Consider the following 25550-nt stretch of genomic DNA (forward strand, 5'->3'; position numbering starts at 1 on the left):
CGTCGGCTTTGAGCCTGCGCCGCTTGGTAACGACACCCACAACCACCCACTCCCACAGGGTGGTGTGGCGGCTACCAGCGCATCTTCACCCCAAGACTGCCAATCAAGCCATTGAGGTCATTGCCATCCATATCGCTGCTGTAATCGGCACTGACGAACAACGCCACATTCGGCGTCATCCGCGCCACCAGGCCCAAGCCCAATTCCACCGTGGTCGAATAGCGTGAGCTGGAGATCTTGTCGACTTGGTCCAGCTGCACCCCATCGGCGTTGCTGAAGTCGTACCAGACGTTGGTCCGCACATAGGGCTCGATCGGCATTCCGCTCACTACATAGCGCCCAGACAATTTGGCACCGACCCGGCCGCTCCAGCTGGGCTGGCTATCGAACGCCTGCAAGGTCGCTTCCTGAACCTGGCTGCCGGGGAAGAACTGCTGGTTGATCAACTGCGCCTGCGGCTCGATCACCCAGCCGCCACCCAGGCCAATCGGGTAACCGCCTTCCAACGAGAAGGTCATCGCGTGGCCGCTGTCATCCAGGCGCTGGCCGCTTTCGCCACGGCCACTGACATCGATGCGGGTGCCCATCGCTACCGCATCCAGGTGCCAGCCCTGGGCATGGCTCATGCTCCAGTACACACCCAGGCTCTCGCCGCTGAGGTTGACGGCGTTACGCTGCTTGTCGCCGAGCAACTGGCGCATGCCGTTGAAGCTGCTTTGCAGGTTGTTATGGCCGACAAATACCCCGGCTCGGTGGACGTTGCCCGAGGTCGATTCGCGCACGAACAGGTCCGGGCCAATCATCAGTTGCTGGCTGGGCGCTTCGAGTTGATTGGGGGGTTGCGCGCCGATGTGGGGCAGGCCGGGGAAGAACTGCGACCATTGGCTGGCGACCAAGTCCGGTGCCGCCTGCCCATGGCGCTGGCTCATGCGCTCGGAAAAGGCGCTGAGGGTATTGAGGCTCAAGCCGCTGGCGCTGACCGGATCCAGCGACAGCTGGGGCATCGCCGGCTGCTGCAGAAGGTTGGCGTAAGGCTCATCCTCTTGCAGATCGAACGCGAAAGTTTCCACCGGGGTTGCCAGGAGCAGCGACGTGGAAACCGCGCACAGAACATGATCGAGGCGCAGGGGGCGCGCAGTTCTTTTCATGGCGGTTCTCCTCTTGTTTTTAAGGTACAGCCCAAGGACCTGGCCTGTTGTCACGAGCTGTACGACAAAACAGAGGGCGACCCAAACCAGCACGCCAGCCTGTTCGAGCGCGCACGAAGGCGCGAGCTAGAGGCCCGGCGCAAATTTTTTACGTCTGGTATTAAGTTCAGCTAAGGAGAGGACAAGGCTTGCGTCAAGAAAACGTGAAGGATCTGTTCGAGGTCTGTAAGTGGAGTTAACTCATTGAATTAATGGACAAACCAATTGCCCATAGCCACGTTCGCTATTTGCCGTTGTGCGGCTATGCCGAATCATTGCTACAGACGCACTTCCACTGCCAGTGGCAGGTGGTCCGACAGGTGCGTCCAAGGCTTGTGGGCGAGAATTTGCGGGGCATGGCTCTGGGCATTGCGCAGGTAGATCCGGTCCAGGCGCAGTAATGGCAAGCGCGCCGGATACGTTCGGGCGAGCAGGCCATGGTGGCGCTCGAACGCTTCATGCAGGTCGCGCGCAAGGCCCAGGGTGCGGTTGCCGCGCAACTTCCAGTCGTTGAAGTCGCCGGCGATGATCACCGGCTCGTCAGCGGGCAGGGCGTCGAGCAGTTTGCGCAGTAGCTGCAATTGCTGCTGGCGGTGGCTCTCGAGTAGCGACAGGTGCACGCAGATGGCATGCACCGGGCGCTGGCCGGGCACATCGAGAATGCAATGCAGCAGGCCGCGGCGCTCGGGGCCGGTGATCGACACGTCGAGGTTGCGGTGCTCCAGGATCGGGTACTTGGACAGCAGGGCGTTGCCGTGGTGGCCATCGGGGTAGACCGCATTGCGGCCGTAGGCGAAGTCACTCCACATGCTGTCGGCGAGAAACTCGTACTGCGAGGTCTGTGGCCAGCCGGGGTAACGCGCAGCGTGGCGGTCGTGGCTGCCGAGCACTTCCTGGAGAAACACGATATCGGCTTGGGTGCTGCGCACCGCCTCGCGTAGCTCCGGCAAGATGAAGCGCCGATTGAAGGCGGTAAAGCCTTTGTGGGTATTGACCGTCAGGACCCGGAGGCGGTCGACGGCCGGGGATTGGCTGACGGAGGCGAAACCTTGACTGCCGGCTTCGAGGTTCACGGGGGCTCCTGTTCCTGGCTGGCTGCTGTTTGGGTTGAGCCAGTGGCGGCCTCATCGCTCCCACAAGGCCCTGCGATGAGGGCGCCACTGACACAACAAACGCTATTGTCTAGGACCGAATCAGCCCGGCTGGGTTCAGTCCTCCTCGCGCTGCAGCACCATCAGCAGCAACGAGCGGCCAGTCGCCTCGAACATCGTTTCGAATGGCAAATGCTGCGGCTTGCGCAACTGCGGACGATCGGTATCGATCAGGCAGCTCCAGTAGTCGCCTTCAGGCACGGCAGGCAGTTTGAACGGCACGGTGTCGTGGTGGGCATTGACGATCAGCAGCATGGTCGCCTCAGACCCTGGCCGGGCTATCCCGCTGACTTGCGCGCGGCCATCTATCAGCATGCCCAGGCAACGCCCGTGCGGGTCTTGCCATTGCTCCACGCTCATCTCGCTGCCATCGGGGGCCAGCCAGGTGACATCCTTGACGCCAATCGCCTCGTTGTAGTCGCCGACCAAAAAGCGTGAACGGCGCAGCACCGGGTAGGTCAGGCGCAAGCGGGTCAGGCGCTTGACGAAGGTCAGCAGCTCGCTGCCTTGCTCGTCCAGGTCCCAGTTGATCCAGCCGATCTCACTGTCCTGGCAGTAGGCGTTGTTGTTGCCATGCTGGGTGCGGCTGAACTCGTCGCCGGCAACGATCATCGGCGTGCCTTGGGCCAGCAGCAGGGTGGCGAAGAAGTTGCGCATCTGGCGCATGCGCAGGGCGTTGATTTCAGGGTCGTCGGTCGGCCCTTCGGCGCCGCAGTTCCATGACAGGTTATTGTCGGTGCCGTCCTGATTGTTCTCGTCGTTGTCTTCGTTGTGCTTATCGTTGTACGAGACCAGGTCACGCAGGGTGAAGCCGTCGTGGGCGGTGACGAAGTTGACCGAGGCATAGGGGCGCCGGCCGCGGTTGTTGAACATGTCGCCTGAGGCCGTCATGCGTGAGGCGAAGTCGGCCAATTGGCCCTCGTCACCCTTCCAGAAGCTGCGCACGGTGTCGCGGAAGCGATCGTTCCATTCGGCCCAGCCGGGGGCGAAGTTGCCCACCTGATAGCCGCCTGGGCCGCAGTCCCAGGGTTCGGCGATCAACTTGACCTGGCTCAGCAGTGGGTCTTGGCGGCAGGCGACGAGGAAGCTGTGCCGCTCGTTGTAGCCATCGTGGTAGCGGCCCAGGATGGTTGCCAGGTCGAAGCGAAAGCCATCCACGCGCATCTCGCCGGCCCAGTAGCGTAGCGAATCGGTGACCAGTTGCAGCACGCAAGGGTGGCTCAGGTCGAGGGTGTTGCCGGTGCCGGAGTCGTTGATGTAGTAGCGCTTGTCATCGGGCATCAGGCGGTAGTACGAGGCGTTGTCGATGCCGCGCATCGACAGGGTCGGGCCTTGCTCGTTGCCTTCGGCGGTGTGGTTGTAGACCACATCGAGGATCACCTCCAGGCCTGCGTCGTGCAGGTGGGCGACCATCTCCTTGAACTCGGCGATCTTGCCGCTGGCCAGGTACTTGGGGTGCGGCGCGAAGAAGGCGATGCTGTTGTAGCCCCAGTAGTTGTTCAGGCCTTTGTCGAGTAAATGCTGGTCGTTGACGAAGGCGTGGATCGGCAGCAGTTCGATGGAGGACACGCCCAGATCCTTGATGTGCTTGAGCAGCTCATCGTTGGCAAGGCCGGCAAAGGTGCCGCGCAACGCCTCGGGCACCGCCGGGTGGCGCATGCTGATACCGCGGGTGTGCGCCTCGTAGAGGATGGTGCGTTCCCACGGCACCTGCACCCGATGGTCGCGGCCCCAGGTGAAGGCCGGGTCGATGACCTTGCATTTAGGCACGAAGGGCGCGCTGTCACGCTCATCGAACGACAAATCGCCGTCGGGATGGCCAATGGTGTAGCCGAACAGCGCCTCGGACCATTTCAGGGTGCCGACCAGTTGTTTGGCGTAGGGATCGATCAGTAGCTTGTTGTGGTTGAAGCGATGGCCATTCTCCGGCTCGTAGGGGCCGTAGACGCGATAGCCGTAGACCAGGCCTGGGTGGGCGTCGGGCAGATAGCCGTGGTAGATCTCATCGGTGTATTCCGGCAGCTCGATGCGTTCGAGCTCATGCTCGCCAGTGGAGTCGAACAAGCACAGCTCGACTTTGGTGGCATTGGCCGAGAACAGGGCGAAGTTGACTCCCAGGCCGTCCCAGGTGGCGCCGAGCGGGAACGGCATGCCTTCACGAATGCGCGATGGGGCGACAGAGCGGGTTTTCTTCGGGGTGCGGGGGCTCATGGCAGTCCTCGTTGGCCAGGGGGAGGGGGGGGGCAGGGGCGCGCAGCGGCCCCTGTATTGCTGGGCTAAGGCGTCTGGATAGACTCACCCTGCACTAGGCTTTTTCACCGCCCGGGGCTTCTTCTCGGCCACCGGCTTGGCGGCCGTGCTGCTGGCCACCTTGGGCTTGGCCGCAGCCTTGGGTTCTGCCGCTACCTTAGGCTTGGCTGCAGCCGGCTTCTTGCGCGGCGCAGCCTTGGGCGCCAGGGCTTCAGCTTCGGCAAGCTTGCGCGCCATCTCCCAATGGCGCTCCTCTTGCCCGGCAGGCTTGCCCTCGGACTCCCAGATCTCATAGGCAAATTGGCGAATACGCTTTTCATCGACACTCATCATGACGCTCCTGATGCTCAAGATTGTTGTATCAACAGATTGACCGGACATTCAGCCAGCACAGCGCTCAACATCAGCTCTCTAGAAGGGCTGACCGCGCGGCTGGCGAAAAGTCCAGTCCAATTGGCAGGTGACGAGGCAAACGGCAGAATCAGCCGGGTGTCGTCCCAGTTCTGTGCCGGGATCAACGGTGTTGGGCTAGTGCCCAGTAACGCGTAGGTCAAACGTGGCACCACCACAATCGCGCGCTCACCGTCGCCCAGGCGGGCAAACGCCAGTACCTTGTCGGCATGCCGGCCCTGCACGGCCAGCGGCAGGTAGTCACCCCGGCGAAATAACGCTGGGTGGGCCTGACGGCAGTCGAGGACCTGGGCGATCAGCGCCTGCTTGATCCGCCCATCGCGCCAGTGTTCGAGCAGCGCTGCCAGCGGTGTGCTGTCGTCCAGGCTGGCTCGCCTCACAGCGTAGTCCACTGGGCGGCGGTTGTCCGGGTCGACCAGGCTCAGGTCCCAGTACTCATTACCCTGGTACAGATCGGGCACCCCCGGCGAAGTCATCCGCAGCAGGCACTGCACCAGCCCATTGAGCGCGCCGGCGCAGGCAATCGACTGCGCAGCGTCTGCCAGTGAATTGCGCAGTTGCTCATTCTCGCGCTCAAGCAGCAGGCCATCGATATAGGCCGCGCACGCTGCTTCATAGGCCTCGTTAGGCGCGCTCCAGGCGCTGCGCAATTTGGCTTCGCGCAGGGCCTTCTGCTGCCACTGGCGAATCCGTTCGGCGTAGCGGCCAAGGGCGGCTTGATCGTGCCGGTCAAGCTGCAGCGGCCAGCTGCCCAGCAGCGTCTGCAACAGCATCATTTCATCAGCCGGGCTCGGCGCCGGGCCATCTTCCAGCGCCTTGCGCAGCGGCGCGGCCAACTCGCGCCAATGCTCGACCCGGCTGGCCAGCCAAGGCCCACGTTCGCTGAGCACCGCCAGGCGCGCGCGGCAGTCTTCGCCGCGCTTGTGGTCATGGGTGGCGGTGGCCAGCAGGTTGTCGGGGAAGTCGCGCAGGCGGCGCTCGGCCTCGGTGTGAAACGCCTCGGGCGCGGCGCTGAAGCGCTCGGCCTCAAAGCCCACATCATTGCGCGAGAGCAATCGGGCCGAGCGGTAGAAGGCAGTGTCTTCCACAGCCTTGGCCGCACTCGGCGCGGTCAGCTGCTGGAAGCGCACGCAGGCATGGCGCAGGTGCTTGCGTGGCCGGCCTGGCGGCAAGCGGCGCCAGGGTTGGCCGCCGAGCCACAGCTGCAGTTGGTCGAGCAACGGCCAGTCGGCTTCGCTCAAGGTTTGCCGGGCGCCGCTCAGGGCCTGCTGGAAAAACGCTTCGTCTTCAGCGGGGCGGCCGATGGCGTTGATATAGGTGCGGTATACCGGGTAATGCTCAACCAAGGCCTGGAGTGCCCGGCGAATCGCACCCAGGGTCAGGTCACGAGTCATCAGGTCGTCGCGCGCCACTTGCAGCAGCGCCTGGGCCACCGACTCGCAGTCGCCGGCCAGGCTGGCGTTGAGCACCAGATGGCGCGCCTGGCGGACTTCTTCAGGGAAGTCAGGGCGCTCGCTGACGCTGCGCCACAATTCAGTCAGCGGCTCTTCACCAGTGGGGTCGTGCTGGAGCAGCGACACCTGGTTCATGAACTCATAGCCGGTGGTGCCGTCGGTCAGCCAGTCCTGATGCAGGTGCTCATCGACGCCGAGGATCTTCTCCACGTAGATCGGGAAGTGCTCAAGCGCAGCGTTCAGCGGGCGCGTGGCCAACAGGCTGTCGACGCGCCGGCGCAACTTGCGACAGTAACCGCGTGGATCGGCCAGGCCGTCGATATGGTCGATGCGCAGGCCATCGACCAAACCGCGCTCGATCAGCTCGAACAGCTTGGCATGGGTCGCTTCGAACACCAGCGCGCGCTCGACCCGCAGGCCGCCCAGCTCGTTGATGTCGAAAAAGCGCCGCCAGTTGATATCGTCCGCCGCCGTGCGCCAGCTGGCCAGGCGGTAGGTCTGGCGTTCGAGCAGCTGATGCAGGCGCTTGAAGCCCGCTTCGGTGCGGCTGTCGAAGGCGGCCAGGGCCTCATCCAGGCTAGCGCCTTGGTTGACCAGGCGAGCCAGTTCGGCGTGCAGGGGCGCGGCAGCGGTCACTGGCGCGGGCGACTCATGCAGGCTGTGGAAGCGTTGGGCCAGCTCGCGCAACTGCGGGTGCTGGCTGTGCCCCAGGATGCGCGGGTAGTCCAGCGGGCAAATGGGGAAGCGATGGTCGTAATGAGCGACCTCCAGTACCCCTTGATCGGCGTCGAAGGTCAGCGGGATGTCGCCCTGTTGCAAGGCCACGCCATAGTCTGTGCCGAGAAACGGCAACAGCAATTGGCCGGCCAGCAGCGGGTCGCTGGAGTGCCATTGAATGTCGAAGAACTCGGCATAGGGGCTGCGTCGCCCCCAGGCCAGCAGGCTCTGCCACCAAGGGTTGTCGGCGCCGCCCACGGCCATGTGGTTGGACACCGTGTCGAGGATCAGCCCCATGCTGTGCTGACGCAATGCACCGACCAAGCGCAGCAGCGCGGCTTCGCCGCCCAGCTCCGGGTTGACCCGGGTCGGGTCGACCACATCGTAGCCATGCCGCGAGCCGGCGCGGGCCTTGAGGATCGGTGAGGCGTAGAGGTGGCTGATGCCCAAACGGGCGAAGTACGGCACCAGCGGCACCGCGTCATCCAGGGTGAAGTCGCTGTGAAATTGCAGCCGCACGGTGGCGGTCAAGGGTTTCATCGGTCACGCTCCCAGGCTTGTTCTCGGGCCTGGGCCAGCAGCTCCAGGCGCCGTGCGGCGTCTTCATCGTCGAGCAGGTCGCGTACCGGCAGGGCGAAACGGCGACGCCAATTGGGGTGGCCTTCGGTGGTGCCGGGCAGGTTGGCTTGCTCGTCGCTGCCCAGCAGGTCCTCCAGCGGGATCAGCACCAGCGGCGCGCGGGTATGGCCGACGTAGCGGATGGCCGCATCGATCAGCTCGTCATCGGATTTGAGCGGGCCATAGTTGGCTTCCAGCAGGCGGCGCAGCCCCTCGCGCTCCTTTTGCCGGTCATGGCGCCAGTGCAGTTCGGCAGGCGCATCGATCAAGTGCAGGCGGTGATACCAGTCGATATCGCGGCTTTGCAGCCAACCGGCCAGCGGCGCCAGGTCGTGGGTGCCGGTGGTGGCCAGGGCGTTGTCGGGCCAGTCGAGAATGGGCTTGAAATGGCCGGTCGAGGTCTGCTCGAAGGGCAGCACGCGCATGCCCAGTATGGCCTTGTCGGCGAGCACTTCGCGCAGGCCTTCTGGCACCGTGCCGAGGTCCTCGCCAAGGATCACCGCCTGGTGGCGCACCGACTCGAGGGTCAGCAAACGCAGCAGATCATCCAGGGGGAAATTGAGGTAGGCGCCCTCGCTGGGCTTGGCACCACGGGGGATCAACCACAGCCGGCGCAGGCCCATCACATGGTCGATGCGCAGGCCCCCGGCATGGGCCAGATTGGCGCGCAGCATTTCGATGAAGGCGCGGTAGCCGTTGCGCTTGAGCCCTTCAGGTGAGAACGCGCTGATGCCCCAGTCCTGGCCGGAGCGGTTGAGGATATCTGGCGGGGCGCCGACCGTCAGCTCAGATAGCAGCTCGTCCTGGCGGCTCCAGCCTTGGCTGCCAGCACCATCGGCACCCACCGCCAGGTCGGCGATCAGCCCGACTGCCATGCCGTTGCCGCGCGCTGCTTCCTGGGCGCGTTGCAGGCCGCGCTCAGTCAGCCATTGGCAGAACGCGTGATACTCCACCCAGGATGGATGGGCGCTGGCGAAGGCTTCCACCTCGGGGTGATATGGGTCGTGCCAGGCGGCCGGCCAGTTGCGCCAGTCGGCACCCAGGCCGCGCTCCATGGCTTCGGCTTGCAGCACCTCGAAGCGGCAATGATGCTCCAGGGCTTGGCCACCGGCTTGGCGAAAACTGTCGAAGTCTTCGCGCAGCGGGTGATTGCCCTGGCTGAAATCCTTGTACAGCGCCTTGAGCAGACGCTGTTGGGCGTCGGCAGCGCGTGGCCAGTCGACCAACGACTGGCGCTCGAGCTCATCGAGCGTGGGTTGCAGCTCGCAGGCCTCGATGGCCAGGCGCACGGTGCGCTCGCCGAGCAGCGCCGCGGGGCTGGCGTAGAGGCTGTTGAGCAGCAGCCGGCTGGACGGGGAGTAGGGGCTGTAGTGGCGCTGGTCGGCGCCAGACAACGCGTGGATCGGGCTGATCGCCAAGGCATCGGCGCCACGCTCGGCCGCACTGCGGGCCAATTGCTCCAGGGCCAGGCAGTCGCCATAGCCGCCGTCACCCGGGCGGCGCAGGCTGTACAGCTGCACCGACAGGCCCCAGCAACGCGGCGGTGGCTCTTGAACGGCATCGTGCAAGGCATGGCAACGCAGGGGCGCTACCGCCACGCTGAAGCTGCGGCCATCGATATCCAGCTGGTGATAGCCGATGGGCAGCTTGCCAGGCAGTTGCGCCTGTTCGTCGAGGTTCAGCTCCACAGGGTCGCCGTTTTCCAGCACACAACGCACCGGGCTGCCGGCAGAAAAGTAACGCGCCAGCGGCAACGGTTGGTCGATATCGACGGTCAGTAGCGGCGGCAGGTGCTCGCTGTCTTCGGCTTGATCCAGGCTTTGCAGGCTGGCCGCGATGGCCGCGTCATCGGTTGCCGGGTGGCCAAGCCCGGCGAGGACTTGGCGCAGTACCGGGTCGCTGACCTGCTGCGGGCGGTTGTTGGCATCGATCCAGTCACGGGCCACTCCCACACGGGCGGCCAGACGGTGCAACGGCAATTCGCTCATGTAGGCTCCAGGGCAGGGGCAAGCAGGCTGACCACGCAACTGTGCGCGGCCAGGGTGGAATCGGGGTGGGCGTTATCGCTGCTGTCGAACAGACGCTGCGCGGCAGGCGGCAGCTTGACCGGCTGCGGCGTAGCGCCCAGGTTGAGGTCGATGCGCAGCTGCTGGCCATTGCCCAGGCGCCAGCGCGCGCTGAGCGCCTTGTCGCCGAGCACCTCGGCACCAAGTGCCTGGCTACCGGGCAAATGCGGCGAGACGTGCAAGCGGCGTAGTTCGAGCAATTGCTGATACAGGCCGTGCCAGCCAGCCAGGACCTCCTGGCGCTGGAGCCGAGAGGCCTGGAAGGTGTCGGCGGCATTTGGGTCGGGGATCTGCTCGCGCTGGTCGGGGTCGGCGAACGCGGCAAAATGGGCGAACTCGCCGCGCCGGCCTTCACGCACCGCGTCGGCCAACTCGTCGTGAAAATCAGTGAAGAACAGGAAAGGTTTGCAGCTGCCGTCGTCGTCACCCATGAACAGCAGCGGGATCATCGGCGACAGCAACAACAGCCCAGTGGCGGCGCGCAGCGCCTGCGGTGAGCAGAGCCGGGTGAGGCGCTCGCCCAAGGCGCGGTTGCCGATCTGGTCGTGGTTCTGCAAAAACAGCACGAACTTGCTCGGCTGCAAATGCGCACTGGGTTCGCCGCGAGGGGTGCCGTGGCGATTGGGCTGGCCCTGGAACACGAACCCTTCGCTCAGGCAGCGGGCGAGTTTTTCGATGGGGCGGTCTTGGTAATCTTGGTAGTAGCCTTCGGTTTCGCCAGTCAGCAGGACGTGCAAGGCGTTATGGCCGTCGTCGTTCCACTGGGCGTCGAAGCCTTGTTCGAGCAGGCTTGCCTGGTTGTGTTCGTTTTCCAGCACCAGCCACACGTGGCGACCGGGCTCGACTGCAGCGCGCACTCTGTGCGCCAGTTCAATCAAGAAATCAGGTTGGTCGATGGCATGTACGGCATCCAGGCGCAGGCCATCGACGCGATAGTCACACAGCCACATCAGCGCGTTCTGAATGAAGTACTCGCGCACTTCAGGGCGGCGAAAGTCGATGGCTGCGCCCCACGGCGTCTGCCGATCTTGGCGAAAGAACGGGCTGGCGTATTCATGCAGGAAATTGCCATCGGGGCCGAAGTGGTTGTAGACCACATCGACCATCACCATCAGCCCAAGCCCATGCGCCTGATCGACGAGGGCACACAACTGCTGCGGGCTGCCATAACTGTGCTGGGGGGCAAACGGCAGCACGCCGTCATAGCCCCAGTTGCGCTCTCCGGGAAACTGCCCCAGCGGCATCAGCTCGATCGCCGTGATACCCAACTCGGCCAGGCGTGGCAATTGCCCTGCAACCCCGGCATAGCCGTCGGCCAAGCCCACGTGCAGCTCCTGGATCACCGCCTCGTGCCAGGGCCGGCCTTGCCAGGGGTGCAGCCACGGATAACGGGCCAGGTCGACCACCTGGCTCGGGCCATGCACCCCTTCGGGCTGATAGCGCGAAGCCGGGTCGGCGACTTCCAGCTCATCATTGATGCGGTAGCGATAGCGGCTGCCTGCCTGGGCCGGGGCAATGCCGCTGAACCAGCCATCGCCTTCGGCCTGCAAGGCAATCGCCGGTTGTTGGTCCAACTGCAAGCTCACGTTGCGCGCATCCGGCGCCCAAAGGGCGAAGCGCGCCGACGTGGCGTCCAGTAAATGTGCGCCATGCCTGTGCATCTTCGACACCTCGATCAGTAGCGGCTGAACTGAACCTGCTTGACCAGCTCTTCATACAGGTGCGCATAGGGCTCGACCGCCTGGCACCAGTTGAACGGCTGGGTCATCGACAGGCAACGCATGGCGTGCAGCAAGTCCTTCTTGGCATAGATATAGAAAGCCCGGCTTAGCGCCTCGCGGTAGCTGTCCACGGTCGACTCGTCGAACAGAAAACCCGTCACGCCATTTTCAATGGTGTCGGCCAGCCCGCCGGTATTACGCGCCACCGGCAGCGAGCCGAAGCGCTGCGCATACATTTGGCTCAAGCCGCAGGGCTCGTAGCGCGACGGCATCAGCAGAAAATCGCTGCCGGCGAACATGCGCCGGGCATCGGTCTCGTTGAAGCCGATGCGCACGCCGATCCGCCCTGGGTGACGCAAGGCCAGCTCACGCATGGCCTGTTCTTCTTCCGGCTCGCCACGGCCGATGATCGCGATCTGCCCACCTTGCTCGACGATGAAATCGGCCACACCCAGGGTCAGGTCCAGCCCTTTTTGGTAGACCAGGCGCGAGACCACGGCGAACAGCGGGCCTTCGGAGGGCTCCAACTCGAACAGCTTGCGCACTTCCTCGGCGTTACGCGCCTTGCCGTCCCAGTCGTTGATACTGAAGTTGTGCTGCAGGTGGCGGTCGGTGGCCGAGTCCCAGCTTTCGTCGATGCCATTGGGGATGCCGCTGAGCAGCCCTTGATAGGCCTTGCTGGCGAGAAAACCATCCAGCCCACAGCCAAATTCTGGCGTGGTGATTTCCTTGGCGTAGGTGGCACTCACGGTGGTGATGTGGCTGGAGTAGGCCAGGCCCGCCTTGAGGAACGACAACTTGCCGTAAAACTCCATGCCCTCTTGCTGCATGGCGTGGTCAGGGATCGCCAGCTCCGGGCTGCAGCCACGGCTGTAGACACCCTGGTACGCCAGGTTGTGAATGGTGAACAGTGTCGGCGTGCTCAGCCCGCGCCAGTGCATATAGGCCGGTGCCAAGCCTGCTGGCCAGTCATGGGCGTGGACCAGGTCCGGCTTCCAGTGCGCCATGCCTTCACCGGCCGCGATCTCGGCGGCAGCCAGGCCCAGGCGGGCGAAGCGGATATGATTGTCGGGCCAGTCGCGGCCATTGTTGGCGCCATAGGGAGTGCCCTCGCGCTGGTACAGCTCGGGGCAGATCAGTACATAGATGACCAAGCCGTCGGCCAAGTCCATCCGGCCCAGCTTGCAGGGCGGCAAGGCGGCGTGGCCACCCAGTTCGCCAACGATATGGATCGGATTGTCACTGTCTACTACCTGCGGATAGCCTGGGATCAGCACGCGGACATCGTGCAGATGGGCCAGCGCCCGCGGCAGTGCAGAGGAGACGTCGCCCAACCCGCCGGTCTTGACCAGGTCAGCGATTTCCGAGGTGACGAACAGCACTTTGCGCTTGTTCGGATTGTGTTGGCGCTGGGCGCCCGGTGCCTTGGCTGTCGTGGCGAAATCCGGCTGGAGCGGCTCGCGGTTGTCCGGGTTGAATGAATCTACGTGAGGCTCGACAGCGGCACTGATCATACTTCTCTCCGTCCCTATTGGCCGGGTGGCAGGCACCCGTTGCGTTATTTCGTGTTGGTTCTCTCTAGTGCGAATCTTGGTAGTGCAGTCCTTGCCCCGAGGTCGTGCGCGCACGCACTGCGCGATCAGCATTCCTGCCGATGGCGGTGAGACTGATTGGGGTGGATGGCCGAGGCTGGGGAGGTCCCGTTGCGCTGGCCTACTTAGTTCCTGACCCACCGCTGTTTAGGAAAGTTCGACTTTTTTTAGCTCGGTTTTTTCTGAGCAAATGGCGGGCCGAAACCAGAGTGTAGGAGAGCCGGGGATAAAAATGTGACCCGTTGGTCACTTACGTTATGAGCCGAGATAGACGCAAACGTTGGCGTCTGTTGCAGGATGTGAATGGAGTGGGAGAGGGGTATTTTTAATTGGCACAACGGTGGGGCGGTGGTGGTTTTCAGTTGCGCTATGGTGAGGCGTGAAAGCGGTGACGCACCATTTTGGGGCGTTGCTTGCGGTGTCATAGCCCTGTTCTTGGCCCACAGCGTCATGCCCCTCATAGCGCTGGCGGCAATTTTGTAGGAGCGGGCTTGCCCGCGATGAGGCCGGCACAGTGCTTCAGCCGGGCCGACGTCCTAACGAGCATTGACAAAGCGAAACCCTTCACTGCGCTTTGACTTGACCGGCGACAGCAGGCGCAAGGATTTTTTTCATGTGATGGGTATGACGTAGGGGGTGAGCATTTCTATGATCTCTTCTTTTGTGTAAGTGAATTCATCTCCGGCATCCATGCTTCGTAGGTCTCTGATGATTTCGCAAAATTTCTCGTCGTCGTAAAGATATATTTTATCATCCAGCCATAGTAGATATACAAATAGAGCCATCTGGTCTGGGAGATAGGTGCTTGCGTGTAAGTGCTCTAGAATTTCTCTGGCGATTCTCGATTTGTTTTTTTCTTCGCTCATTTGTTTGGCAGTCCGTAGTTGTTGCTTTGCGGTTATGCGTGGTTAAGCTATGTAAAACATTCGCTTAGGTTAGGGCGGCCATTTGACGTTGTTATCGATCGCTAGACTTAAGTGGCTGAGCAGAAATAAGTCAAAGTCGTGCGTTGTTCTGAGGAATTCGGTGGCCAAGCTTGCTTCAAACCTCCTTCAGTATCATTGCGTTGAGCTTCTTTTGATCTCTTAGGGATTTTATAGTGCTGCGAGCATGGTTTTTGTGCATAAAGCTTAAAGGTTTAATTAGATTCTCAGTTAAAACATGGGTGATGCGTTTGAGGTCGTTCTGCTTGATCAGTGAATCTAATGTTTCCTGTAGATTCTGTGAAGCTCCAGGGAGGTCGTCAAGTCTGAAGTCAACATGAACTACAGTGGTGGGGTTCTTTACCTTAAAAGCTCCATTTAAGTCTAGTGCGCTAAGTGGGGTGCTTAATAGTTCTTTATAGATAATTCCAATATTTATATAGAATGTGTTGTTGTATACTGATTTTTGATAATTTATTAGTAAGTAATAGCCGGTTTCCTCAATGAAGCGAGTGGCTCCATCCCCATGGAAGCCAAGATGCAATGCGATCGAATCGAAAATCGTATTCGTTGTTAAACGTTTGGTGATGTGTGCTTCCAGTTTCAGTTTAGGGAAGTCTGCATAAATATCCGCGCCGTTCCGTTGAACGGCATGCGGTTGCACCCGATGGCTTAATTGATTAAGTTTGCCTGCGCAGAATTGTGCACAGGTTGCACAGTCTTTGTGATGAAAATTAGTATCCCTATTGTATTGGCTGTTAGATCATTTTGATTGAGATTTAGCCCATTTGAGGGTTTGTTTGATTGCTCGACTTAAATTTCGGAGTTGAATTATTAAACAGAGTTCGTCAAAGCCCTCAATGTCGTTGTGGATCACTGAGTATCCCTTTGCGGTCTGTGAAATTACTATTCGTAAAATGTTTCCGGTATCGGTGTTGCGCACCGAAAATATCGGGTTTGCATCCCGTAGACGCGTTCCGTCAACGCAGATGTCTATATAATGTGGTGTTATAAATTTTTCTGATTGCATTGCTTCGTTTGCTAATGAATTCTTGAAGGTGGTAATCAGGTACTCTTCAAGTCGGTCGTATGTTTCGGGGTTGCTTAAGTAGTCTTTTATCATTGATGTGTGAGCTAATGCTCGTCCTGTGATTAAAGAGTCACTCGGTTTGGTGAGCTCTATTTATTAGGGGGGTGTTGTGCAGGGCTGCATCTACGTTTCATGATATATTTCCTTTAGTCAATATAAAGTCATTGATTTCGGCTTTCTCTGAGTGGAATTATAAGTCAATGTGGAGTGACTGTCCGGGCTACACTGTTAGGTGTTTAAGGTTGTTTTGGTATGGCAAATATTCGGATCAGTTCTTCCTTGCACGCCTCGTCAAACCATCGGCTTTCAATAAAAACAAATTGCTCTAAAAGATTGCAAGATTTAAACGTGCTTTTAATGTGTAGCATTTCTGTTGAATCATTTGGTGGCTGTTTTTTCAGCAGGGTGTCATAGAGCTTCTGGCCTGGTTCGTCAGGGTAGAAAAATAAGTGGGGTCTGAGTGCAGGGCCGTATTCACGCTCATCAAAATCTACGTATGTGATTGCAAGCAGTCCGTATTTGATGTTCTTAGAGCGGCCAATCAAGCGAATTGTATTGAGGAGACAATAGGCAAGCCCTAGTAAGAATTCAGATGCATCGTCCTGTTTGAGCATTTTTTGCAGCTTTGCAAGCCTGCTGTCTCTCGATATTAATGGGATCTCTTCAAAGCTATCGATTTCGCAAAAAAATATTTCGAGATTTCTGTATGCCTCTTTGGCAATTATTTTTTCGTAGAATCGTATCAGGTTCATTTTTATACTCCATCGGCTTAAAGGGGGCAGGTATTTGGAGTGCTTTGCATTTTTATGTGTAGGTACAAATAGTTAAGCCGTCTATGTGGTAAATGAGTTCCGCTGATGCAACTCGCCTATCTCGATTTATAGTACTGCGGTTTGGGTGCGGTTATAAAAGGCTGGGTTGTGCAGGTGCTGTTCTAGTCAGCAAGTAGGGGTGAACCTGATCAATATGAGCTTGAATTCTTCTATGTTTATTTTCTTTATGGGCATGGTGAGTTATACATGTCGCCTTCAAATTTTTGGTGTTCTATGTTTTGGTTGCATCGATGCTCCTAATTGTACTTGTCAGCCGATGGATTGCTGGCGTGCGACGGAGTGGTGAAGAAGTTGTGTGAGTGGTGGCGCTGTAGGGGTTCATTGTTTTTTTAATTTGATTGAGCGAGATATTTTTAAGCTTATCTTGTGTGTTTGTAATGCTTTCTATTGTCGTTGCAAGGTATGCGCCTTTGCTGGTCCATTGGCTGAATCTGCATATGGTGTTGTGATTAAATATGATCGCTCCATCTTTGAGGTCGTGAGTGAGGTAAAGTTCTATATTTTTGATTATGCCGTTGCCCTTGATGTTCTTGTTATGTTTTTTGATTAGAGTGGTGACTCGTATTGCTGGTTCGATTTGCAATCCAACAAACATTAGTTTGTCTAGGTAGTAGTAAATTTTATTTTGGATGCTTATTGTTTTATTTTTATAGTCGGTTTTTAGCTCTTTTTCGTAAAAATGAAGGTCATTTTTTGAGCCCACTAATAAATAGTTGGATTCGTTCAGTGCTGCCTTGGAGAAGCTCGGTAGGTCTATGATGCCAGGGTTGTCCAGTGAGGCTCCATCTAGGTAGGTGCTGAATATCTCGTTGAGCGGGGCTACAGGCATTTTAATTCTCTCTGTCAGCGACTTGGGTTGGTTTTTAAATCATGATGTCGTTGTAGAATTACGCGGATTTGTTTCAGTTCTGGAGCACGATGTGAATTAGGATTCGCATTAAGTCCTGCCTCTGCTGACTTTGCCAGTTGTTCAACTTTTCTTGGGTCGTCAAGGAAGTTTGTCACACATTTGCAAGCCTTTTCCCACTGTGAGTTAGTAAGCTTTCTGGTTGCAGGATCAATTGGTTTGAATTCTATGTTTGAGCCTGATTGACTGGGCTTCAGCTCTATATGGCCACCGGACGATTTTGGTAAACCTGGGCCAAACACATTGACATGAACACCTCGACCTAATACATCACCACCTGCAGTATTGGATTTTACTTGGTAGTTAGACAGTCCTAGAGAGTCTATCCATCCAATTGGATTCGGCGCATATTGATAAAGATTCAACCCCCCGGCATACCCAATTGGATCCGCCGAAACAAACCGCCCCACCTGCGGATCATAGTACCGGTACCGGTTGTAATGCAGTCCGGTCTCCACATCCAGGTACTGCCCCTGAAACCGTAGCGCAGTGTCGAGTTTCCTGCGCTGCGCCGCCTCGCTCAGCCTCACCTGGGCTTGCCCCCAGGCGTGGTAGTCCGCCCGCCAGACCATCTCGCCGTGCTGATCGGTCAGCTCCAGCGGGGTTCCTAGGTGGTCGCATTGGTACCAGTCCAGCGCTTTGAAGGCCGGTGCCTGTGGCTGGTGTTGCCAGACCGGATCCTGATCGATGTCATACGGCCCGTCATAACTGGGCTCGGGCAGCAGGGCGATTTGTTGCTCGTACGAGGCCTGCACCAGCGGCACGAAGGTGCCTGGTTCGTAGAGATAGTGGGTGGTGCGTTCGCCGCGCGGGTGGTAGGTGCTTTCAAACGCCAGGTGGTCGCCGTCCCAGCCATAGATGCTGCTCTTGCAGCCGTAGCGCTCATCGAGGTCCAGGCGTTGCTTACGGTTCCACAGCGGGCCGGCCTGCGCGCGGTCTTGGTACTTGGCGGCCGATTGCTTGTAGAGGCGCCGGCCGAGGGCGTCGTAGCCGTAGTTGACCTTGAGCCGGGCATCTTCGTAGCCCACCAGGCGGTCGTACAGGTCCCAGGTGAAGCGGCCGTGCTGGCCGTCCAGCCAGCGCTCGCTGAGGTTGCCGCGGGGGTCGTAGCGGTAGTGGTTGCCCAGGTACTGGTGCAGCAGGTTGTCCATCTGCCGGCTGCGTCTGAGGCCGTTGGCCTGGGGCGCTTCGCTGGGGTCGAGCAGGTTGCTGGCGGGGTCGAAGGCGAAGGTTTCCGCGCCTAGCCGGCTGTGTGCGCCGAGCAGGCGGTTGAGCGGGTCGTAGCGGTAGCTGAGCGTGCCGCGGTTGCTGTCGTCGATGGTGGTCAGTTGGCCGGCGGGGTCGTAGTGGTGCTGGCGCTTGCGCAGGTAGTCGTTGCTGCCGGGCCGGGTGAGGCTTTGTGTGTGCAGGTAGCCGTTGGCCGTCCATTGTTGGCGTTGCTGCAGGCCGTTGCCTTGCACGCGGCCGATTTCCCGGTGCAGGGCGTCGCGCTGGTAGCTGAGCAGCTCGGCGTCATCGAGCTTGATCGCCAGCAGGTGGCCGCTGCCGTAGGTCAGCCAGCTGACCCGGTGGCCATCCGGGCGGGTGGTGGCACAGCGTTGGTTGAGGGCGTCGTACTCGTGCTGCCAGATGGCCACGCTGGGGGTGTCGAGAAAGCGGTAGTACTGGTGCTCGCGGGTGAGGTTGCCGGCCCGGTCGTAGAACCACTGCAGCTTGCTCTGGCTGTTCTCGGCCATGAGCAGCTGGCCGTTGCCGTCGTAGTGGAAGGCTTCGCTTTGCCAGTGCTGGCCATGGCGGTGGCCGGCGTGGCGTTGGCTGAGGCGGCCGAGCGGGTCGAAGGCGAACTCGATGATCCGGTCTTCGTCCAGCTGCTGGGCGAGCACGCCGCTTTCGGCGTGGTAATGGTAGCTGCGGCGTTTACCGTCGAAGCCGGTCTCGCTCAGCAGGCGGCCCATGCTGTCGTAGCTGAAGCGGGCGCTGCTGTGGTTTTCGTTGCGCAGCTCGAGCAGGCGGCCGAGGCGGTCCCAGCGGTAGTCGAGGGTGTGCCCCTGGGCGTCGGTGCGCGTGGCGATCAGGCCGGCGACGTTGTAGGCCCAGCAGGTGCGCCGCTGCAGCGCGTCGGTATGGCTGAGCAAGCGGCCTTCGGCGTCGCGCTCGAACTGCTCGACGCTTTGGTCGGGGTGGGTGAGGCGGGCCAGTTGGCCGGCTTCGTAGGCGTACTCGGTGACTTGGCCGAGGGCGTCGGTGTAGCGGATCAGCTGGCCGCAGGGGTCGTAGTGCCAGTGGCGGGTGTGGCCGGAGCAGTCGGTGTATTGGCTGAGCAGGCCGTCGGCGGTGTAGGCGAGGGTTTTTTCGTTGCCATTGGCATCGACTACGGCGATGGGCAGGTTGTCGCTGTTGTAGCGGTACTGGGTGGTGTTCTCCAGCGGGTCGATGGTTTCGATGAGGTTGCCGCGCTGGTCGTAGTCCCGCCGCCACAGGCCGCCTTCGGCGTCGCGGGTCTTGAGCAACTGGTCGTGGTCGTCGTAGGCGTAGTGCACGCAGCTGCCGTCGGCGCGGGTATGTTGCAGCAGGTTGCTGCGGTCGTCGTAGGCGAAGAGGTCGGTGCTGCCATCGGCGTGCACATGGCGCACCACGTTCTTGGCCGCATCGCGGAACAACCACTCTTCGCTGCCGTCGGGGTACACGATCCGATAGGTGTAGCCAAGAATGTCGCAGTAATGCCAAGTCTCGTGCCCCAGGGCATCGGTGACGTAGGTGAGGCGGATGTTCGGGTCCCACTCCAGGCGGGTGTCGAAGCTGCCGTCGTCGGCCCATTCGCGCACGGCCTTGGCCTGCGGCCCGGTGCCTTGCCATTGCAGGTTGATGCCGCGCCCGGTGCGATCGCTGTAACGAGTGATCAGGTGATCCTGATACTGGTAGCTCCAGGCTGCCTGATGCTCATCCTGGGCCTGGAGCAGATCGCCGTGCTCGTCGTAGCGATAGGCGGCCAGCTGGCGTTGTGGCTGGCCGTTGCGCACCTGCCACAGCGCACTGATCCGACCTTGCTCGTCAAGCTCGGTGGCCAGATGCTGGTGCTGCACCTCGTTCTGGTAGGTCAGCAGGTCTGACAGCACCTGCCTGCCCGCCACCTGATGCTCGTAGTGCAGGGCAATCCGAGCGCCGCCGCGAAGGGTGATGGTGCTCAGGCGGAATTGTTGACCGACCCGCTGGAAGTGCTCGTGGCGCTCATAGCCGCGGGCGAGGATCAGCATGTCTTGGGCGCTGCGAATGAGCGTCATGCCCTCGATGGGGTCATGGTGAAACTTGCCGGGTTTGGGCAGCGGATAGGCATGGCTGCGGCCATCGGCAGCGTGGTAGCTCACGCCCTTGGCCGTGATGTCCAGGCGTACGCTGAAGGGGCTGATCCAGCGGGCACCGAGCTCAGCCTGGTCATAGGCGTCGAGGTTGGAGCAGTAGGTGCGCGTCCAGGTAATCGGAAACGGCCCAGGCAGGCTGAAGTCGGTATGAGACAGCGACTCGGTGCCCAGTGCGTAGCTGATGCTGTTTTGTGTACCGCCGCAGGTGCGATTTTTGCTGCAGTTGGGGTTGGCCCGGGTTGGCGCCTGGCTGCCGATGCGTTCGACGCTGCCTTTGTTGCCCTGGTGCCGGGCGACGGCGCCATTGGCGGTGATGTTGGCCTGACGCGTGCGACCACCGCGTCGACGCAGTACGGCGCTATGCAGGCTGTCGAGCAGCCAGCCGATACTGTGTTGCAGGGTCGGGTTGGCCAAGGCGTGAAGGTTGCTGCGAATGGTTTCAGCGGCCCATGTGAGGAGCTTGATATGCGGTGTGACCAGTGGCAGCAGCACGCCGGAGGCTAGCGCACCGACGCTGTTGCTGAGGTGGGTTAGGCTGAGCTCTGCTGCGCTGGCGCCGACCTTGGCCAGCTTGACGCTGTGATCAGCCAGGTAGCTGAAGAGCGACACCGTGGTGGTGGGATCGCGGAGCATCAGGCGGCTGGCGTTGGTTTTTAGTTGCTGGCTTGCCGCGCGGGTGTCGAGGGTGCCGGTGGCGAATCGGTGGAGCATGTCGGCCATCGTCATCAGGGCCGTATGCCCGGTATTGCCGGCGTGGGTCAGAATCGCGGGGAGCTCCTCCTTGCCCCGTTCAATGAAGGTTTCGATCTCGCCTTTGAGCGACTCGTTGACGTGATCGATGATGATGGTGATTACCGAGTCGGCAATGTTGCCGGCGGGGTTGTGGCGCAGTTTCTGCCGGGTGAGGAAGATCACCGGGCGCAGGGTCATGCGGGCGGCCGCCATGGTCGGTGGCAAGGGCACCACGCCGATCAGGTTGACCCCCAGGCTGAGCCAGTCCGGCACGTTGCGCGATTGGGTCTTGAGCAGATGAATGATGTCGCCGATGGCATCGACCAGGGCGATGATGTTGCCGACAGCGGGGACGAAGCTGGCGAAGTCCTTGATCTTGCTCAGCGACAGGCTTTCATGGATCCCTTGCAGCCAGTTGTTGATGGTGGCCAGGCCCTTGCCGATGTCCTCTTCGACCAGGGTATTGAGGGGGGCGATGGCGTCCTGGGCTTCACGAACGGCTTGGGTTTCATCGCGCTCAGCTGACATGCTGGGTCACCTCGCTGGCCGATGGCGTCAAGGCCCGTGAGAGCATGGTTTTGCTGGGGGTAAATCTATGGGCGGAGTGGTTTAGGAGCTGGTTGGCCAGGTCCGATGCTGGCTGCGTCAGAGCCGGAACAGGGACGCTGCCGGTGAGCGTTTGCGCCACCATCTGGTTGAGCTGAGTACTGATGGTGTTCGCTGCCGCCTCGTTTGTGGCTGGCCAATGTTGCTCGCCAAAGTAACTAGCGGGCACCCAGGGGTCGGCCGGGTCTTTGCCGAAGTCAACTTTGGTTGGACCTTGACTCAGGCCTGCGACAAGCGCGTGTCCCTTGCCATCGAGCGTGCCGCTGAACACCTTTCCTAGGGCGTCTTCGACGCTGTAGCTGCTGTTGCTTAGTGCCTCGCGACTGGCGTAGTGGCTGAACAATTGCAAATTCCCTTTGCCCGTCGTGAGTTCCTCAGGAAACGCCGCCGCCTCACTCTTCGCGCCCTGGTACACGAAGTCGCTGGCATGGGCGCTATACACCCCACTGGTGGCGTGGCTGATGCCGCCAGCGTTGTAGGTGCTGCTGCTGCCGGCGGCCTGGATCACCAGCTCTTCCTTGGCACTGAGGGTGATGCGCTCGGCCGTGACGCTGACCTTGAGCTTGGCTAGCAGGTTGATGTTGTCTTTCAGGGCGCGGATATCGATGTCGCCGGAGGCGGCGACCAGGCGCCAACCAAGGCTCTGCACGAAGCTGCGCATCCCCCGGCTGGCACTGACCAGCAGGCGCTTGCCGATGGCCAGGCTGGTGTGGCCGCCACTGCTCAAGGCCAGGTGTTCGCCGCTGGCAATGTGGGTGGACCCAGGCGTTGAGGTGGCGATGCCGGCCGGGCTGGCCATGACCAGTTGCGGGGTGCCCAGTTCGGTGCGGGCACCACTGCCTTTGATGGCCTGATGCTGGTCGTGCAGGGCCTTGGCGACGTCATCCTGATCGCCTGCCTCTTGGGCCAGGTGATCACGTGCGAGGGCGTAGAACGTTTCGTGGTACTGCTGGGCAACGCCCAGGCGTTCGGCGGTTTCGGCCAGGTCGGTCTGGTGCTCGCAGGCATTGCGCCGGGGCTCGGTGGTCAATAGCAATCCGGCGCCGGCGCGTACCACGCCGTGGCCATCGCTGCGTAGCTCGAAACCCTCGCCGCGTGGTTGACCGCCCAGGGGGCGAGGGTGGGTCAGATAGCCCAGGTGCAGGGCCGAGGCCTGGTGGTCGCTCATCAGCGTGGCACTGATTTGCCCTTCGGTGTCGTCCAGGCGCAGCTCGTTGTGGCGTTGGCCTTTGTGCTCCTTGCTGCGGATCGGGCTCAGCGCCTTGAAGTCGGGCAACTTGTACGGCGGCCGGTTGACCGCATGGTAGCTGCGGCCAATCACCAGCGGCTGGTCGCCATCGCCATCGAGAAAGGCCACCACCACTTCCTGACCCACCCGTGGAATCGCCATATGGCCCCAACCGGCGCCAGCCCACTGCTGAGCCACCCGCACCCAACAGGAGCTATGGCCATCCTCGCGACCTTGGCGGTCCCAAGGAAACTGCAAGCGCACCCGACCGTGCTCGTCGCAGAAGATCTCCTCGTTGCTCGGGCCAACCACATGGGCAATCTGTGGCCCGTCGATGCGCGGCTTGGCCAGCAGCGGCGCTTTCCAGTCGACGCTGTCGGGGATCAGCTCAGCGGTGAAGCTGTAGCGGGTGCCGACTTCGGCACCTGCCGCTTCTTCCTCCAGGCTGGTGTGTTGCACGCCTTCATGCCGCATGCTCACCGCGCGCCAGCCACTGTTCAGGCTCTCGCGTGGATGGCCGGTGAGGGTGAAGGCAAGGCCGGGGACAATCCGCGCATCGTCGCCAATGACCGTGGCTGTGCGCGCATCACGGCGCAGCGCCTTGAGGCGGGTCTGGGTGAAGGGCAGGCCGGCTTCATCACGCTTGTAGCGCCCGGGTGCGTCATAGCGTTCATAGCGTGGGTGCTGTTGTTCGAGGCCTTGGGCCTGGACGCTGTGCTGCTGGTCGTAGCGGGGGTGTTTGAAGCTGTAGTCGCGCTGGGTCTGGCTGCTGCTGCGCAGCTGCTCGCGGTAGCTGAAGCGGCGCAGTGCCGGCTGCGGCTGGTCGCCGCCGGGGTTAGGCTGATAGAGCACTGGCGCGCCTTCGATGGCGCCGAGGGTCATGATTCGGTCGGTGTAGATCAATGCATGCGCGCTGGCACTGTGCCGGAAGACCGACAGCAGGCCTTCTTCGGCGGCCAGGCGTTGATAGAAGTCCAGGTCCAGCTCGCCCACTTGGACGCAGTACTCGCGCGGTTGATGGGGGCACGTCAGGCGTTGCTCGGCACTGAGCCGGTAGCGCGACTGCAATTGCTCATCGAGGATCTGCGTCACGCTGCGGTGCTGGAACACTTGCCAGTCCGAGCGCAGCTGGGCGCTGGCCAGTTGCGGAACGACTTCGGCGCTGTAGCGGGTGCGCCGCTGACCGCTGCTGCCTTGCTCGAAGCGGCTGATGATGCCGTGCACATGGCGCACTGCTTCGCCGTGGCTCCACACGGTCAGGCAGGCGGGCAGGTCGAGCAGTTGCGCAAAATCGATATCGGGGTCGTCGCTGACCAGTTCGATCTGCAACGAAAAGCACTCGGAGATCGCTTCGCTAAGCGTGAAGCTGACGACATCGAAGGCGATGTCGTTCGCGCAACTGAAGGTAAAGCGCACATCCTGCTGTGTGGGCATTCGGGCTTCCTGCATCGCCGATCCATGGGCCAGGATGAACCCCGCAGGGGCAGGGCATCCGTTTGGGCTCGATGGTGCAAGGAAGCGCTTCTCGGTCAAAAGCAGACCGGTCTGATGCGAGCGTGGGAAATTTCTCTAAATGCGGCTATCGCGACGGCTGCCGCGACTAGCGGTGCACGCTGGCCTGGCTGTTACTGGCGATTAGCGAGGCGCCGCAGGCGGTTTTCATGCCGTCCAGGGCGACCGGCGTGCCATTGACCGAATAGGTGGGGCTACCTTCGATGATGGGAAAGCTGCCCTTGCACAAGGGGCAGGCCACCAGGTTGCCTTTGCCCGCCATTGGCCGGCCATTGAGATGGGTGTGGGGGATCGATTCGATCACGCTGCCGCCGTGATCGGTCTTGTCGCCCAGGCGCACTATCGCTTTCATGGGGCACTCTCCTACGCAGTGAAGTGGGTTTATCGGACCAGGATGTCACTCAAGGCCTGCAAGACTTCTTGGGTGCTGCGCTGCAACCGCCAGGACAACACCCCGTACACCGCCGTGCAGACGCCGCAGAGCACCACCCAAGGTGTCCACCAGGGCCATTGCCGGTTCATGCGGTAATGGCGTGGGGCGAGGTTGTCCAGCGGCTTGGTCAGCTGTTCAGGCAGCGGTCCGCGCAGCGCTCGCAGGGTGTGCTGCAGGCGGCTGATCAAGGCTTGCAGGGTGTTGCTGCCATCGGCCTGGATGGCGTACTGGCCCTTGTAGCCAAGGCACAGACAGAGGTACATGAACAGCAGGACATCGGCGTACTTGCTCGGCTCGAGCAGCATGCGGTCGAGCAAGGCAAAGAACTTGGCGCCACCCCAGGTTTCGTTGTGCAGGCAGCTGAGCATCGGATCACTGCCCCAGACCGACTGCTGGCCCCACGGGGTGGTCAGGACCGCCTCATCGACGAATACGCACAGGCAATAGCTGAAGGCCGAGAGGGTGGTTGGGTCATAGTGGAGCTGGCCAAGCTCTTGCAGGATGGCGGTTATCTGTAGCTTGACGTCGCCATGCAACTGGGCGATGTCGTCGAAGCTATGGCTGTGGCGCAGCCGTATCACCAGCCCAAGCAGGGGCATGCTGGCATCGGTCAGCGGGTTGTAGCTGCTGCCGCGCAGCTCGAAATCGATGCGGTCGATGACGTGGCTGCGAGCGCGTCGGCCGCCGTGCCAGCCGGTGTTCGCCTGCTCGATGTGTTCGAAGCGGTTGCTCGGCGCTGCCGGTGGAGATTGCATCAGTT

The 25550-nt window shown here is 61.0% G+C and carries 16 protein-coding genes; all 16 read right to left on the reverse strand.

From position 1 onward, the window contains the following. Nucleotides 1-71: 71 nt before the first annotated feature. Entirely contained in the window at nt 72-1148 is a 1077-nt protein-coding gene (locus tag OIU19_RS02530) for an autotransporter outer membrane beta-barrel domain-containing protein (RefSeq protein WP_264233119.1), read from the reverse strand. Nucleotides 1149-1465: 317 nt separating this feature from the next. Further along, nucleotides 1466-2260, reverse strand: coding sequence for an endonuclease/exonuclease/phosphatase family protein (locus OIU19_RS02535; protein WP_264233120.1), 795 nt, complete (start codon nt 2258-2260; stop codon nt 1466-1468). 135 nt (nt 2261-2395) lie between these two features. Beyond that, on the reverse strand, nt 2396-4549 hold the full coding sequence (glgX, locus tag OIU19_RS02540) for a glycogen debranching protein GlgX (RefSeq protein WP_264233121.1): 2154 nt from the start codon (nt 4547-4549) through the stop codon (nt 2396-2398). Nucleotides 4550-4633: 84 nt separating this feature from the next. Beyond that, nucleotides 4634-4921: a DUF2934 domain-containing protein gene (locus OIU19_RS02545; RefSeq protein ID WP_264233122.1), complete on the reverse strand. Its 288-nt coding sequence runs from the start codon at nt 4919-4921 to the stop codon at nt 4634-4636. 14 nt (nt 4922-4935) lie between these two features. Then, nucleotides 4936-7710 (reverse strand): malto-oligosyltrehalose synthase, encoded by a 2775-nt coding sequence (locus tag OIU19_RS02550; protein WP_264233123.1) that lies wholly within the window; start codon nt 7708-7710, stop codon nt 4936-4938. Next, nucleotides 7707-9776 carry a 4-alpha-glucanotransferase gene (gene malQ / locus OIU19_RS02555; protein ID WP_264233124.1) on the reverse strand — a complete coding sequence of 690 codons (2070 nt, stop codon included), beginning with the start codon at nt 9774-9776 and terminating at the stop codon, nt 7707-7709. The genes OIU19_RS02550 and malQ overlap by 4 nt, the downstream gene beginning before the upstream one ends. Further along, the gene (gene treZ, locus OIU19_RS02560; protein WP_264233125.1) at nt 9773-11515 is read right to left on the reverse strand and encodes a malto-oligosyltrehalose trehalohydrolase; all 1743 of its coding nucleotides are present in this window, start codon (nt 11513-11515) and stop codon (nt 9773-9775) included. Before treZ ends, malQ begins: the two co-directional genes overlap by 4 nt. 14 nt (nt 11516-11529) lie before the next feature. Next, nucleotides 11530-13089: a glycogen synthase GlgA gene (gene glgA, locus OIU19_RS02565; protein ID WP_186554827.1), complete on the reverse strand. Its 1560-nt coding sequence runs from the start codon at nt 13087-13089 to the stop codon at nt 11530-11532. A 689-nt stretch (nt 13090-13778) separates the two neighbouring features. Beyond that, on the reverse strand, nt 13779-14033 hold the full coding sequence (locus OIU19_RS02570) for a hypothetical protein (protein WP_264233126.1): 255 nt from the start codon (nt 14031-14033) through the stop codon (nt 13779-13781). A gap of 175 nt (nt 14034-14208) precedes the next feature. Beyond that, nucleotides 14209-14754: a DUF4304 domain-containing protein gene (locus tag OIU19_RS02575; protein ID WP_264233127.1), complete on the reverse strand. Its 546-nt coding sequence runs from the start codon at nt 14752-14754 to the stop codon at nt 14209-14211. Nucleotides 14755-15416: 662 nt separating this feature from the next. Next, nucleotides 15417-15932, reverse strand: a complete 516-nt coding sequence (locus OIU19_RS02580) for an Imm15 family immunity protein (RefSeq protein ID WP_264233128.1) — start codon at nt 15930-15932, stop codon at nt 15417-15419. Nucleotides 15933-16224: 292 nt separating this feature from the next. Continuing rightward, nucleotides 16225-16842, reverse strand: a complete 618-nt coding sequence (locus OIU19_RS02585; RefSeq protein ID WP_264233129.1) for a hypothetical protein — start codon at nt 16840-16842, stop codon at nt 16225-16227. A 14-nt stretch (nt 16843-16856) separates the two neighbouring features. Beyond that, a complete protein-coding gene (locus OIU19_RS02590; protein WP_264233130.1) occupies nt 16857-21539 on the reverse strand; it encodes an RHS repeat-associated core domain-containing protein in 4683 nt (1560 codons plus the stop codon). After that, complete coding sequence (locus OIU19_RS02595; RefSeq protein ID WP_264233131.1) at nt 21529-24279, reverse strand: type VI secretion system Vgr family protein; 2751 nt, start codon at nt 24277-24279, stop codon at nt 21529-21531. The genes OIU19_RS02590 and OIU19_RS02595 overlap by 11 nt, the downstream gene beginning before the upstream one ends. A gap of 166 nt (nt 24280-24445) precedes the next feature. Then, nucleotides 24446-24709: a PAAR domain-containing protein gene (locus OIU19_RS02600; protein ID WP_186557246.1), complete on the reverse strand. Its 264-nt coding sequence runs from the start codon at nt 24707-24709 to the stop codon at nt 24446-24448. Nucleotides 24710-24738: 29 nt separating this feature from the next. After that, nucleotides 24739-25545 (reverse strand): type IVB secretion system protein IcmH/DotU, encoded by an 807-nt coding sequence (gene icmH / locus OIU19_RS02605; protein ID WP_186557245.1) that lies wholly within the window; start codon nt 25543-25545, stop codon nt 24739-24741. Nucleotides 25546-25550: the final 5 nt, after the last annotated feature.

The organism is Pseudomonas sp. BT-42-2, assembly GCF_025847435.2.
Classification (GTDB): domain Bacteria; phylum Pseudomonadota; class Gammaproteobacteria; order Pseudomonadales; family Pseudomonadaceae; genus Aquipseudomonas; species Aquipseudomonas urmiensis.